Here is a 14,248-nt window from a genome sequence, read left to right as displayed (position 1 = left end):
GTCGGTTCTCCTCAGGCGGCCCGGGTCGGACGGTCGAAGATGCGGCGGCCAAAGAGGCTTGCCGTCAGCTCCACCAGGATCCGGGCGCTCTTGCCGCGGTCGTCGAGGAAGGGGTTCAGCTCCACGAGGTCGAGCGAGGAGACGAGGCCGCTGTCGCAGAGCATCTCCATGATGAGATGCGCCTCACGGAAGGTCGCGCCGCCGGGCACCGTCGTGCCGACGCCAGGCGCGATCTCCGGATCGAGGAAATCGACATCAAGGCTTACGTGCAGCAGGCCGTTTGCATTGGAGACCATACCAAGGATCTGACGCATCGTCGCCGCGACACCCTGTTCATCGAGCCAGCGCATGTCGAAGACATTGACGCCATGCTCCTTGATGAGCTCCCGCTCCGGCGCGTCGACCGACCGGATCCCGACCTGGAAGACGTTGCGCGGATCAACGAACGAACGTTCCTTCGGCAGAATCTCGGCAAGTTCGGCTTTGCCGCAGAAATAGGCGACCGGCATGCCATGGATGTTGCCGGAGGGCGAAGTGGCGGGCGTGTTGAAATCGGAATGGGCGTCGAGCCAGAGGACGAAGAGTGGCCGACCCTGTTGGGCCGCGTAGCGCGCCATTCCGGATACGGTGCCCATCGACAGGCTATGATCGCCGCCAAGGATCAGCGGAAATCGACCGGCGGCCGCGGCCTCATAGACACCGGCTTCGAGCGCGCGGGTAAATGCGCCGACGACGCGCAGATTGTGTGCCTTCGGATGGTTCGGGAGATCGCGCGCCGGAACGACATGCACGTCGCCGGCATCGACCACATCATAGCCAAGATCGACCAGCGTCTGATCGACGCCTGCAATGCGAAGCGCGGCCGGACCCATGGCGGCACCTCTGCGTCCCGAACCCTCTTCCAGCGGTGCTCCGATGAGCGTGACCGATCTTGCCTGTGGCTGCATGCTTTTTCTCCAGCTCGCGTTTTCGGAAGCATATTGAAATATCGGCACGGCGACAAATAGATGAAAAAGTGCCAATTATGCGCTATCATTGATCAGTTTGATAAGTGCATTTCGACAAAGTGAAAGCCATGGACGATCTTGATCAGGAACTTCTCAGCGCTTTGCGACACAATGCGCGCGCTTCGGTTTCTTCGCTAGCAGCAATGACCGGTGCATCCCGTGCGACGGTCGCCGCGCGCATCGACCGGCTGGTTGCCAACGGCACCATTGCTGCATTCACCGTCCGCACCGGCCATGAAACCCGCGCGGCCGGCGTGCGCGCGATCGTCATGATCGAGGTGCTGGGCAAGCTTGCGGACAAGGTCGCCGATCAGCTTCGCGGTCTGCCGCAGGTGCGTGCGTTGCACAGCACCAACGGGAAATGGGATTTCATTGCCGAACTTGAGGACCGCGATCTCGTCTCCTTCGACGAAACGCTGCGCCGCATCCGGCTGATCAATGGCATCAATACGACAGAAACCAACATCCTGCTGAAGACCAGGAAGGCCAGCTTCTAGTATTCGTGCTCGTAGACGATACCGGCTTCACCGGCACCGTCGCCACCCGCGCCGGCGCGCAGCTTCACACCGCGGCCGACATCGAGATTGATAATCGCCTTCGCGCCGCCCTTGCCGGTGGTCTGCTGCAGTTCGAAATAGGTCCGGTCGTTGAGATAGCGGCCGACGCTGACGTTGGTGCGGCCCTTGGCATCGGTACTGATGTCGAAATCGTCGACGCCAAGCTGGTTGCGGAGGCCCTGGAACAGCGATCCGGAACGACCGCCGGCCAACTGGGCCACGGCATCGGCGAGCTGGGCGATCTGAACCGGCGACAGTCGCGACATCGATTGCCCGAAGATCAGCTGCGCCAGAACCTCGTCCTGCGGCAGGGCTGGAGACGAAGAGAAGGTGATCGAGGGATCGGTTGCCAGCCCGGTTACATCGACTGTCAGCGTCGTGGAGCCGGAGGTCGAACTGGCTTCCATCTCAAGCGCAGGCGTCAGATCGCCGGCAAATGTTATACGGCTTTTGTTGGTGAAATCGAGCCGTCGGTTCAAAATCGTCAGGCGGCCGCGCCGCATGGTGAAGCCGCCCGAAACGATCGGTTCTGCCGCCGTTCCCCTGATCGTGACGCTGCCGCCGAGTTCGGCGTCGATGCCGCGGCCACGCACGAAGATCTGTGAGGGAGCGTCCAGCTGAAGATCGAGATTGATGGTGTTGGATTTTGCACGAGCGCCCTGTTGTGTCTCGTCGCGCAACTGCGCCAGAACCGCCTTGGGGGCGTTTACGTGTCTGATGTCGATCTCGCGCAGCGAGGTCGGAAGCCTCTCGGGGACGGTGATCGAAGCTCTCTCCAGCCGCAGCCTGCCGTTCAAAGTGGGGTTCGCAAGCAGCGGACCGCGCAAACCGAGCGTGCCGTCAACAGTCGCCACCACCAGCGTTCCATCGACATAGACCGCCCTGTCGAGTTTAACGTCGATGCTGGCGGGGAAGTTGGAGGCCGGCTGTATCCCAATGCTGCCGGACACCGAGACGCTGCCGCCGCTGGCGAGCTGACCGGTGAGCCGCGAAATCACCGCCTCGTTGCCGTTAAAGCGGATATCCGCGGTCAGACTGTTGATCGCCAAGTTGCGGCGGACATCGACGATCCTTGCGCCACTGGTCGTTACCGTACCGTTGATGGACGGCGCGGTGGCGGTTCCACTGATCTGCAGATTGAGACTGGCGGTGCCCTCGGCAACGAAGCCCTGGGCGGCAAGCTGCGTACCGAGCACGGCGAATGGCAGATTACCGGAAAAGCGCATATCGAGCGCGCGATTGCCCGTAATCGTAACGCTGCCGCCGCCCCGCAGGGAGAGTCCGCTGTCGCCGGCCAGATTGGTATCGATCGTCAGCCGGTCGTCTTTCAGCCTTCCGTTTGCAGTGATGCTCAACGGCGAAAGTCCGGCGCTTCTGGTTTGGCTGGTGGCAGCACCCCTCCAGTCGAGGTTGAAGTCTACAGCCGGCAAAGGCAGCTTGCCCGATACCTTGACCGAGCCCGAAATGTTGCCCTCGGCGGCCAGCCCGGGCACGAATGCGTTAGCAAGGCCAGCAGGCAGGTTGGAGATATCGGCATCTACGGCCAGCGATTGGGCATTCTGCCCAGCGATGACGAAGTTGCCTCCGGCCTTCATCGACACGCCGTTGCCGCTCAAATTCGTCGTGAAATCGAGCCTGCCATCCACTAGCTTTCCGTTCGCGTTCGCCGAAAGCGGCCGGATACCGGATGCCCTCGTCTGCGTCGTTGCGGCGTCTTTCCAGTCCAGCTTGAAATCGATGATCGGGCTGTTCGGCGTCCCTGAGGTCTTCGCGGTGCCTGATACCGTTCCTTGCGCGCCGAGGTTCGGGACGAAGCCATTGGCGAGGCTTGCAGGTAGATCCACGATGTCGGCGTCGACCGAGAGGCCCTGGACGCTGGCGCCTTGCAGGTTCGCCGTACCCTTCGCTTTCAGCAAGGTACTGCGACTGCTGTTCAGCGTCGCGTCAAAGGAAATCTTGTTGTCGGCAAGGTTGCCGGCAGCGTTCAACCGAAGACCGGAAAGGCCGGCAGCCTTCGTCTGACGGGTTCCAGCATTGTTCCAGTCGAGCTTGAAATCGACGGCAGGAATCGGGAGCGAGCCAGAGGCTGTCGCCGTGCCCGAGATCGTCCCTTCGGCACCGAGATCAGGCATGAAATTGTTGACCAGCGCGGCGGGAAGGTTGCTGAGCGTCGCATCTGCCTGCAGACCCTTCACGACCGTTCCCTCAACCGTAAGCTTGCCCTTCACCTTCAGGGCAGAGCCGCCATCGCCGTCGAGATTCGTCTCGAAATCGAGTGTGTTTTTCGCGAATGTGCCCTTGGCGCCGAGTGCGAGGGCAGAGAGGCGTGCCGCCTTCGTCTGGGTGGTTGCGAGGTCCTTCCAGGTGAGGTCGAAGCTTGCCGTCGGCTGCTGAAGCGTTCCGGAAGCGGATGCCATGCCGGAGATCGTGCCACTGGCGCCAAGGTTGGGAACGAAGGCGTTTGCCAGGCTCGCGGGAACGTTCAGTATCGTCGCATCGGCAGTGAGGTTCTCGATTTTCGTTCCCGCCAGCGAGACGTTGCCGGACGCCTTCAACGCCACACCGCCGTTCGCGGTAAGGTCGCTCTGGACGGTCAACTTTTCATCTGCGAAGTTTCCCTTTGCCGTCAACCTGATGCCGGCTAGGCGGGCTGCCTTGGTATGGCTGGTTGCTGCATCCTTCCAAGCCAGATCGAAGGTTGCTGTCGGCGTCGGCAACTTGCCCGAGGCCGATACGGTTCCCGATATCATGCCTTCCGCAGCAAAATTCGGGACAAAGCTGTTGGCGAGTGCCGCCGGAATATTGGCAAGCTGGCCGTCGAGTTTCAGCGTCTGAGCGTCGGCGCCAGCAACGACGAAATTGCCCGTCGCCTCTAGCGACATACCGCCGCTACCGCGTGCGTCAGCGTCGAAGTTGAGAATATTGTCCTTGAGGTTGCCGCTCGCCGTCAGCCCAAGCGACGAGAGCTTGGCACTTCTGGTCTGGCTCGTTGCGGCGTTCTTCCAATTCAGTTTGAAGTCGAACGCAGGGGCAGGCAGCTTTCCGGCTGCCGTTACGTTGCCGGAGATCGAGCCTTCGGCGGCAAGATCAGGAACAAATGCATTCGCCAATCCGGCCGGGATGTTGACGATATCGGCATCGACTTTCAGCGACTGCGCATTCGGGCCGCCGGTCACGACACTGCCGCCGGCCTTCAGCGATACGCCGCCCTTGCCACTGAGGCTCGTTTGAAAATCGAGCGTGTTGTTGGCAAAGGTCCCGTTTGCACCGATCGCCAGCGGCGACAGGCCGGCGCCCTTTGTCTGGCTGGTGGCGGCATCTTTCCAATCCAGGTCAAAGTTGGCTATCGGCGCTGCCGGCGTGCCAGTCACGGCAACCTTGCCCGAGATCGTGCCTGCGGCATCGAGCTTCGGGACAAAACTATTGGCAAGGCTTGCGGGCAGATCCCGTATGTCAGCCTTGATATCAAGAGTTTCGCCGACTGTGCCGGTCACGTGAACCGAGCCGTCGCCGGTCGTCAACTCCATCGCGCTCAGCGTTACGGTACCGCCACTGATTGACACCTCCGACGGTGATGCGAGCTCCACTGGAATGTTGCGCGGCTTCGCAGAGAAACGGTCGAGGCGAAGCAGCGTTGTGCCGGCGTTCAGCTCGACATTGCCAGATGCGACCAAGGGATTGGCATCATAGGTGGCGCCGAGATCGAAGTTTGTCCGGTTCTGTTGCTGGGCGAAATTCAGCGCCAGTCCTTCGGCTTTGTTAGCACCGGAGGCAAGCTCTTCTGCCTTGATCGTGCCGTTCGCGGCAAAGGCCTTCAGGTCACTGACAGAAACGTTGATGTCGGGTTTGACGACGGCAAATGTGTCGCGCTTCAAGCCGTTGCCGGAAGCGACAATCTTGAGTGCAATCTTGCCGTTGTCGTTGGCAATATCGACGGAGCCCTTCAGGTCACCTTCCGCCTTCTGACCGGCAAGCGCAGCGAGAAGGCCGAGGTCCGGAAAGTCGAACGTCGCCTGTCCGGTCGGCTGGAAAGCAGAAGATAGTTCGACGTGGCCCGTCAGGCGGTTATTGCCGACGTCGGCGGCGATCGAAGGAAGCTGCACTTTCCCGTCCACCACTTGAACGGCGGTGCCGGCATTGATTAGCTGCTCGTCGATCGTGCCCTTGGCGGTAATCTCCGCCTGTGGCGCCTTCGGGTCCGCCGTTCCCGAAACGTTAATGTCGAGCTGTTTGACCTGCCGGCCCGCCATCACGAGTGACGGGCCCTTGATATCAGCTGCCACGGCGAGAGCGGAGACATTGCCTTTTGCGCTCAGCTGGTAGGTCAGCTCGCCTGTCGCACTTTCAAGTAGCGCCTGAACATTTGGAACGCGACCGGAGAGATTGGCATCGAGCGTGTCCTCGTCGAGCACCACGCCGCCTGTAGCCTCGAGAGCGTTCGACTTGATGGAGAGGTTCGAGATGTTGAACTTCGAGGGAACCGTTCCTGCAACCTGGCCCTCGATCACAATCGGTGAACTGAAACGCGTTGCGACCGCAGGCGGCAGCGCCGCAGGTTGGACAGTCAGCTTGACGTTGCCGGTCAGCGAGCTGGCGCTCAGTTTGTAGGAACCGTTGAGGCTTGCGTTCGTAGCTGCGCTTTCGATCGTCGCGCCGTTGAAGCCAAGCGCATCGGCCGAGATTTGCAGCGGTAGCGTTACCGTGACGGGGCCTTGAATTGCCCGGTTGATGTCGGGATTGACGAACGACGTGTCACCTGCAGCGAGTGTAATCTGAACGCTTCCCGAGCGGCCGGCGAGATTGAAGTTGTCGCTCTTTGCCGTCAGCTTCACGTTGCCCATCGTCCCCTGTGGCAGCACGGCGGAATCGAGCGAAGCGCTCGCGTTGAGGCGGGAGGCCTTGGCATCGCCCGTCAACGAAAGATTGACGCCGGAGATCAGGAAGCGGGCTTCGCCTTCGGCTAACGGCCAGCGGAAATCGACCGGGCCTGACGTTCCCAACAGATTGGCGTTCAGGCTGTTCTTGCCCTTCGGATCCAGAGTGCCCGATGCAGCGATCACTACGGCGCCGGTTGCCAAATTGCCGGTCTGGATATCGATCTTGCCTCTGTTATCGAAGTTCGCGGCGAGGTCGATGTTCGTCTGGCCCGCAAAGAGGGGGCGGAAGGCAGCCGGCAGCAGGGAGCTGAGGTCGCCGCCGCCCTTGAGGTCAAGGTGATGGAGGCTCTCCGGCGTCAGCGTGTGGCGTGCTTCGATCGAGGCGCGTTGCTGTCCGTCGAGAGCGGCCTGGAGTTGGCCGCGCCAATCCGAAATCGGTCCGTCTCCCGTCAGGTCGATTTCGACGGCTGGGTTGCCGGGCAGTGCCAGCAGTCCCGCGAGCAGCCCACCCTTCGGTTCCGTCAGCTTCGCGTTCAGCCGCAACTGATTGCGATCCGGCATGAAAGCAACATCGGCGATCAGCTTTGCATCCGGAGCATCGTGACGGTGGACGTTGATCGACGCATTCCCGCCTTCGTTGTCGGCGCGCACGCTGCCGTCCGCTGCAAGCGAGAAGGCCCGCCCGATCAGCGGCTGGGCGAGGTTGATCTCCGGCAAGGCGATCTTGTCGATGTCGATCTTGATCGGCAGCGAAAAGCCACTGTCGGCTTCGCCTGCCGCAGCCGGACGCGAGGGGAGCGTGCGGACGGGCTGTCTCAGCACGTGGATTGCCGCGGCTTCGACGCTTCTGGCGTGGAACCTGCCGGTGAGGAGAGCCAGGGGATTCCAGTTTATGGCAAGGCCGTCGATCTGAGCGAAGACGCCCTTTGTGTCGGAAAGTACGATCTGGCTGGCACGCAGCCCGCCGGTCAGCAGCCCCTCTGGGTCCTGAACCTTGATGGTCATGTCCCGGTTGGAGAGGCTCGAGGCGACCCTGTCGGCGACGATGCGTGCACCGAAGGATGTGAAGCCGAAGACACCGATGGCGATGGCAAGCAGGACCAGGGCGGCCCCAGCGGAATAGCCGAGCAGCCGCACGATCCAATTCAAGATTTTCGCCAGTGTCTGCATGGTCGCGGACATTACTCCGTTTCTATGGCGGCTCAAGGCGCACGAGCGCAGTGAGCCGCGAGTGTGTTAGAATGACTGACCGATGCCGGCATAGATGCCATAATCTGTGCCATCCTCGTACTTGTTGAGCGGTACCGCAAAATCAAGCCGCAGCGGACCAAACGGCGTTGCATAGCGGATGCCGATGCCCGCACCGGCCCGAATGTCGGAAAAATCGGGCGCTATGTCGGCTGAAACCGTCCCGACGTCGATGAATGGCACGATGCCGATCGTATCCGTGATCTTCACTCGGGTCTCGAACGAGGCAGTGACATAAGAGGCGCCACCAGTCTCCTCATTGTCGGCGTTGCGCGGCGAGATTTCCTGGTAGCCATAGCCGCGAACCGAACCACCGCCGCCGGCAAAGAATCGACGTGTGGCAGGAATATTCTGGAGATCGTCTGCCCCCAGAAGAAAGCCCGCGGAAAGCTTTCCGGCGAGAACGATGCGGTCTTCCGCTCCCAGGCCCTGATATCCGGTAATCGAGCCCTCGAAACCGGAGAAGAAGGTTCCATTGTAGGCCTCGTAGCTCGGCGTCGCTTTCAGCATCGCCCGATAGCCTTCGGTCGGATCGAACTTGTTGTCTCGCGCATCGCGGTCATACTGAAACGGCAACGAGAAGGTCAGGTAGCTGTTCTTGCCGAAGGCATCGTCATCGCGTTCCCAGCTTACCTCACCGGAGCCCGTGATCGTATCCAGATCGGATAGCTCGTAAGAGAGCCCGAGAGAGGCAGTGACGAGCTTTGCGGTGTAGGCGTCGGGGTTCTCAGTCTTGGCCAGGATGCTCGCCCGCAAGGTCGCGGCCGGAGAGAAAGCGCCAGGTTTGGTGAAGGCGACACCGGCGGAATAGTCGAGATCGCCGATATTGGTCGTTTCGCCCAATCGGCCCACTGACCCTTCGATGCGCAGCGCTTCGGCTTCTCCGAAGAGATTGCGATGACCCCAGTAACCGTTGACGCCGAAGCCGTCCGTTGTCGAATACTGGGCGCCGACGCCGAGGTAGCGCTGCTTGCCTTCCGACACTTCGATCGTCATCGGCAATGTTCCGTCCGGCGCCAGTGCGTCTGCCTCGTGGATGGTGACGCTGGAGAAGACGCCCAATGCGCGTAGCCGGTCTCCCGCCTTCTTCAAGGTCTCCGGCGAATACTGTTCACCCCTGTTCAGCCTTGAATAGCGCTGGATGAAGCCCGGTCGAACGGTTTTTTCGCCGCTGACGCCGACGTCGCCGATCGGCGCGACCGGACCGCCTTCGGCGGCGAGCACAATGTTGACTGTGTTCGTTCTGTGGTCGGCTATGACTTTGCGGGTCGTCAACTTGGCCAGCGGACGGCCTTCGCTTTTCAGCTGCTCGACGATCTTGTCGCCAGCCTTGATGATGGTCAGCGAACCGGCCGTTTCACCTGGAGCAAGATCGTAATCCGCCGGATCGCGGCGTGCGGCGTCCCCGCCGAATTGCACTTCATGGACCTTGAAGACAGGGCCTGCGGCGACATTGATCGTCACAGGGACGGGGCGTGAGCGATTGAAGGTCGGATTGGGCGGGAGGGCGTCGATATCGCGGCCATCGACCCTGATTGTCACCACGCCGCCGTAGCGGGCCTTCTCGAAGAGAGCGGCGATCAGCCGTTCGCGGTCGTCCCTGGCCTTGACAACGACGCCCAGGTCGCCGGAGACAGGCCGGTCCTTGTCGCCGACGAGACGGGAACTGTTTTCCAGTGCCTCCTTGAGATCGGCATCGTTGCTGTCGGTCGTCAGCGTCACGTCGTAACGAACCGGATCCGGTATCTGGTCGCTGGCCGATTCGTCGTCCTTGCCCCACAAAGTGATGCCGAAAAGCTTGAAGGCGAAAGCCTCCGAGATGAGCGCCGGCGAAAACGTGAACGCAGCCGCGACAACCAACATGGTGCCTGCGCGCCGATACGCTATACCCGGTTTCGGTACCGTCCCTCTAGTTTGCATCCGCCGCTTTTGGTTACACTGGAATTAAGCTTCGCGCCCCCCGGCCGGCGGCAACCTTAGCGGCAAATTTCCTCGGCGTGTACCGTTTTAAATCGCTTAAGCGCTGAAATGGTGGAAAAAATCAGAAATCCCGGGCTGCGAACCCGGGATTTCGGGATGATTTTGCGTCGGCTCAATAACCGCCGCGGCAATCGTCGATGTAGCGGCGACCATACTCGTCGCGATAGTAGCACTGTCCCGGCTGCTCAGCGACACGACCGATAAGGGCGCCCGAAACGCCGCCAATAGCCGCACCGACGGCGGCTCCGCGAACATTTCCCGTCACCGCACCCCCGATGATCGCGCCGGATGCTGCACCGATGCCGGCGCCCTGCTGTGTCGGCGTGCAGCTTGCGATCGAAAGTCCAATCAAAGCGAATACAGCAATCTTCTTAATCAAATTCTTCTCCTAGGTTGGTCGCCCTCAAGAGCGGTGGCCGTCCCTGATTCTTGTTTTTGTCATGCTAATCGTCAAACTGTGGCGCAAAAAGAGCAACCCTGCTTTCGGCGTTTGGTTTTTCGCACAATTGGCGTTGCAACTTTCGCCTAAATTCGGCGCAACCGAACGCGCCGAATTTAATTAGCCTCCCTAAAGTAGTGGTTGATCCCAAAGCGAAAAAGTCAAATGATACCGTCCGTGCCTGGAGGAGGCGCGAGGAGGAAATCATGGCGAAAGTGAAACTGACGGTGAACGGCCGGGCAGTGAGTGGCGACTGTGAAGAGCGCACGCTTCTTGTCCATTTTATTCGCGAAAAACTCGGTCTGACGGGAACGCACGTCGGCTGTGATACCAACCAATGCGGTGCTTGTGTCGTTCACATGGATGGCAAGTCGGTGAAGAGTTGCTCGATCCTTGCCGTCCAGGCGTCGGGGTCGACGATCACCACCATCGAGGGGCTTGCCAGCAACGGCGAATTGCATCCTGTCCAGGCCGCCTTCAAGGAGCATCACGGCCTGCAATGCGGCTTTTGCACGCCTGGTATGGTGATGACGGCCGTCGACATGATCTCGCGTCACGGCGGTCACCTGGACGAGGAGACGGTTCGCCACGAGCTCGACGGCAATATCTGTCGATGCACCGGCTACCACAACATCGTCAAAGCCGTCCTGTCTGCCAACGAGCAGATGCATGGCGCTGCCAAGCAGGCGGCCGAATAGCTCTCAGGAATTGTCTGGCTGACTGCCGAACACGATTCTCTTTGGCGGAATGCCAGGCCCGAAACCCCATTGGGAGGACATCATGGGTGTTGAAGGAATTGGTGCACGCGTCGCACGAAAGGAAGACAAGCGGTTCCTGACCGGCAAGGGCCGTTATACGGACGACATGGTCGTGCCGGGCATGAAATTCGCCTATTTCATCCGCAGTCCGCATGCACACGCCAAAATCAACGGGATCGATGCAGCCACCGCCAAGGCCATGCCCGGTGTCATCGACGTGCTCGATGGCAAGCAGTTGATCGCCGACGGGATTGGCAACCTCATTTGCGGCTGGATGATCCATTCGAAGGATGGTTCGCCGATGAAGATGGGGGCCTGGCGCCCGCTGGCAGTGGAGACCGTCCGCTATGTCGGCGATGCCGTCGCCGTGGTTGTCGCCGATTCCCTTGCGGAGGCACGGGATGCCGCAGAAGCCGTCGTCGTCGACTATGAGGAATTGCCCGTTGTCGTCGAGGCGGTCGAGGCGCTGAAATTGGGGGCGCCGCAGCTTCACCCGGAAGCTCAGAACAATCTGATCTTCGATTGGGAACTTGGCGATGGCACCGCAACCGACAAGGCTATTTCCGAAGCGGCACACGTCACCGAGATCGAGATTCACAACAACCGCCTGTCGCCCAATGCGATGGAGCCCCGCGCTGCGCTCGGTATCTACGACGCCGCCGAAGATCACTATACCTGCTACACCACCAGCCAGAACCCGCATGTCGCGCGCCTCGTGATGAGCGCGTTCTACAATGTCGCGCCCGAGAACAAGCTGCGGGTGATCGCCCCCGATGTCGGCGGCGGATTTGGATCGAAGATCTACATCTATCCAGAAGAGATCGTCTGTCTGTGGGCTTCCAAGAAAACGGGCGTGCCGGTGAAGTGGAATTCCGATCGCACGGAGGCCTTCCTGACGGACGCACATGGCCGCGATCATGTGTCGAAGGTGAAAATGGCCTTTGACAGCGACAACCGCATCATCGGGCTGAAGGTCGACACCATCTGCAATCTCGGCGCCTATATGTCGCTCTTTTCGTCGGCGGTTCCGACCTATCTCTACGCGACCCTGCTGTCCGGCCAGTACGATATTCCGGCGATCCATGCCAATGTGCGTACGGTCTATACCAACACCGCACCGGTTGATGCCTATCGCGGTGCCGGCCGGCCGGAGGCGACCTTCCTGCTCGAGCGGACGATGGAAACGGCCGCACGCGAGCTCGGCATCTCACCGGCCGAGCTGCGGCGGAAGAACTTCATCCGTTCCTTCCCGCATCAGACGCCTGTCATCATGAATTATGACGCCGGTGATTACGAAGCATCCCTCAATGCTGCGATGCAGGCCGCCGACTGGAACGGCTTCCAGGCGCGCAAGACCGAAGCGGCGAGCCGTGGGATGAAACGCGGTCTCGGCATGAGCTGCTACATCGAGGCGTGCGGAATTGCCCCCTCGCAGGCGGTCGGCTCACTTGGTGCCGGTGTCGGCCTGTGGGAATCGGCCGAGGTGCGGGTCAATGCGGTCGGCACGATCGAAGTGCTCACCGGGTCCCACAGCCACGGCCAGGGGCATGAGACGACCTTCGCGCAGCTCGTGTCGGATCGTCTCGGCGTTCCGCTGGAGAGCGTGTCGATCGTGCATGGCGACACCGACAAGGTGCAGATGGGCATGGGCACCTACGGCTCACGTTCAGGTGCCGTCGGTATGTCTGCCGTGGTCAAGGCGCTCGACAAGGTCGAAGCCAAGGCCAAGAAGATTGCCGCCCATCTGATGGAGGCCGACGAGGGCGATATCGTCATCGAGAACGGCGAGGTCAAAGTTGCCGGTACCGACAAGAGCCTCCCGTGGTTCCAGGTGGCGCTTGCTGCCTATACCGCGCACAATCTGCCGGGCGGCATGGAGCCGGGGCTGAAGGAGACCGCCTTCTACGACCCGTCCAATTTCACCTTCCCGGCCGGCTGCTACATCTGTGAAGTCGAAGTCGATCCGGAAACGGGCAAGACGGAGATCATCCAGTTCGTCGCAGCGGACGATTTCGGCAACATCATCAACCCGATGATCGTCGAGGGGCAGGTTCATGGCGGTATCGCACAGGGTATCGGTCAGGCCCTGCTCGAGGCCGTGCATTATGACGAGAACGGCCAGCTGTTGACGGCAAGTTTCATGGATTACGCCATGCCGCGCGCTGACGACCTGCCGTCGTTCAAGGTCTCGCATCAGGTGACGCCGTCCCCGAGCAACCCGCTCGGCATCAAGGGGTGCGGCGAGGCCGGCGCGATCGGGTCTCCCCCAGCACTCATCAATGCCATCACCGATGCCATCGGCAACAACATGCTGACGATGCCGGCCACGCCGCAGAAGGTGTGGATGGCGGCGCGCGCGGTTCATTGAGGAGGAACGACGATGTATCAGACCAACTATCACCGCGCGTCCTCGGTCGATGAAGCCGTCAGGATGATTTCGGGAACGTCGGAAGGCAAATATGTTTCCGGCGGCATGACACTGATCCCGACGATGAAGCAACGCCTCGCCGCGCCTAGCGACCTCGTCGATCTCAGGCATATTCCGGCGATGCAGGGCATCAAAGTCGATGGTCGCAAGGTGACCATCGGGGCGGCGGCGACGCATGCCGAAGTCGCCGCGTCGGCGGCTCTGCGTGCGATCTGTCCCGCGATCTGCGACCTCGCCGGTACGATCGGCGATCCGCATGTCCGCCACATGGGTACGATCGGCGGTTCGATCGCCAACAACGACCCTGCGGCCGACTACCCCTCCGCCATGTTGGCGTTGAATGCCCACATCATCACCAACAAGCGTGAGATGCCCGCCGATGACTTCTTCACCGGTCTGTTCGAGACGGCATTGGAGGATGGCGAACTGGTGACGGCGATAAGCTTCGAGGCGCCTGACAAGGCCGGCTACGCGAAGTTTCCAAATCCGGCATCGCGCTATGCGATAACGGGGGTCTTCGTTGCCAAAGGGGCCGGCGGCGCGCGGGTTGCCGTCACGGGGGCCGGATCGAACGGCGTCTTCCGCGAGACGGCCATGGAAGCCGCACTCAACGCCAACTGGTCTCCGGGCTCTGTGGCAGGCGTCGATGTCAATCCTGCCGGGCTGATGTCGGACCTGCATGCCAGCGCGGAATACCGCGCCAACCTGATCAAAGTGATGGCCAAACGCGCTGTCGCCGAGGCAGGCTGACGAAACCAGTCTGATCGCGAGGTGGCATTGGTGCCTCGCGATTCTTCGCTGCGTCTGGCCAAAACCAGCTTTTTCGAATTAAGATAATTCAAGACTATGGGCCTTTTGCCGCAGTTGATGGTAAAGCGAGGGGAAGGGGTTGACGTGCGCGCGTCCGTTGGCAAGAACGCTCGCACGATACTGGAGCAGATGATGGATTTCGAA

Annotated in this window: 8 protein-coding genes; 4 read left to right on the top strand and 4 right to left on the bottom strand. The window is 61.0% G+C overall.

What is annotated here, in order from left to right; all coding sequences use genetic code 11:
• Window positions 1-11 precede the first annotated feature (11 nt).
• The gene (gene rocF / locus PMI09_RS17305; protein WP_007796904.1) at window positions 12-947 is read right to left on the bottom strand and encodes an arginase; all 936 of its coding nucleotides are present in this window, start codon (window positions 945-947) and stop codon (window positions 12-14) included.
• 128 nt (window positions 948-1,075) lie between these two features.
• On the opposite strand from rocF, the gene PMI09_RS17300 reads away from it, so the two are divergent.
• Window positions 1,076-1,504, top strand: a complete 429-nt coding sequence (locus PMI09_RS17300; RefSeq protein ID WP_007796901.1) for an Lrp/AsnC family transcriptional regulator — start codon at window positions 1,076-1,078, stop codon at window positions 1,502-1,504.
• Here the strand turns inward: PMI09_RS17300 and PMI09_RS17295 are convergent.
• The 3 genes from PMI09_RS17295 to PMI09_RS17285 all read right to left on the bottom strand — a co-directional run bounded on the left by PMI09_RS17295 (window position 1,501) and on the right by PMI09_RS17285 (window position 10,048).
• Complete coding sequence (locus PMI09_RS17295) at window positions 1,501-7,611, bottom strand: translocation/assembly module TamB domain-containing protein (protein ID WP_007796898.1); 6,111 nt, start codon at window positions 7,609-7,611, stop codon at window positions 1,501-1,503. The genes PMI09_RS17300 and PMI09_RS17295 overlap by 4 nt on opposite strands.
• A gap of 66 nt (window positions 7,612-7,677) precedes the next feature.
• A complete protein-coding gene (locus tag PMI09_RS17290) occupies window positions 7,678-9,609 on the bottom strand; it encodes an autotransporter assembly complex protein TamA (RefSeq protein ID WP_193385405.1) in 1,932 nt (643 codons plus the stop codon).
• 172 nt (window positions 9,610-9,781) lie between these two features.
• Window positions 9,782-10,048 carry a YMGG-like glycine zipper-containing protein gene (locus PMI09_RS17285; RefSeq protein ID WP_007796893.1) on the bottom strand — a complete coding sequence of 89 codons (267 nt, stop codon included), beginning with the start codon at window positions 10,046-10,048 and terminating at the stop codon, window positions 9,782-9,784.
• A 266-nt stretch (window positions 10,049-10,314) separates the two neighbouring features.
• On the opposite strand from PMI09_RS17285, the gene PMI09_RS17280 reads away from it, so the two are divergent.
• From PMI09_RS17280 to PMI09_RS17270, 3 genes are all read left to right on the top strand, one after another.
• Window positions 10,315-10,806 carry a (2Fe-2S)-binding protein gene (locus tag PMI09_RS17280; protein WP_007796890.1) on the top strand — a complete coding sequence of 164 codons (492 nt, stop codon included), beginning with the start codon at window positions 10,315-10,317 and terminating at the stop codon, window positions 10,804-10,806.
• 82 nt (window positions 10,807-10,888) lie between these two features.
• Complete coding sequence (locus PMI09_RS17275; RefSeq protein ID WP_007796887.1) at window positions 10,889-13,234, top strand: xanthine dehydrogenase family protein molybdopterin-binding subunit; 2,346 nt, start codon at window positions 10,889-10,891, stop codon at window positions 13,232-13,234.
• Between the two features lie 12 nt (window positions 13,235-13,246).
• Window positions 13,247-14,044, top strand: a complete 798-nt coding sequence (locus PMI09_RS17270) for an FAD binding domain-containing protein (protein WP_007796883.1) — start codon at window positions 13,247-13,249, stop codon at window positions 14,042-14,044.
• The last annotated feature ends 204 nt before the right edge of the window (window positions 14,045-14,248 follow it).

It is taken from the genome of Rhizobium sp. CF122, assembly GCF_000282035.1.
Lineage (GTDB): Bacteria > Pseudomonadota > Alphaproteobacteria > Rhizobiales > Rhizobiaceae > Rhizobium.
Note: the sequence above shows the minus strand (reverse complement) of the source record. Positions and strands in the feature narration are given on the sequence as shown.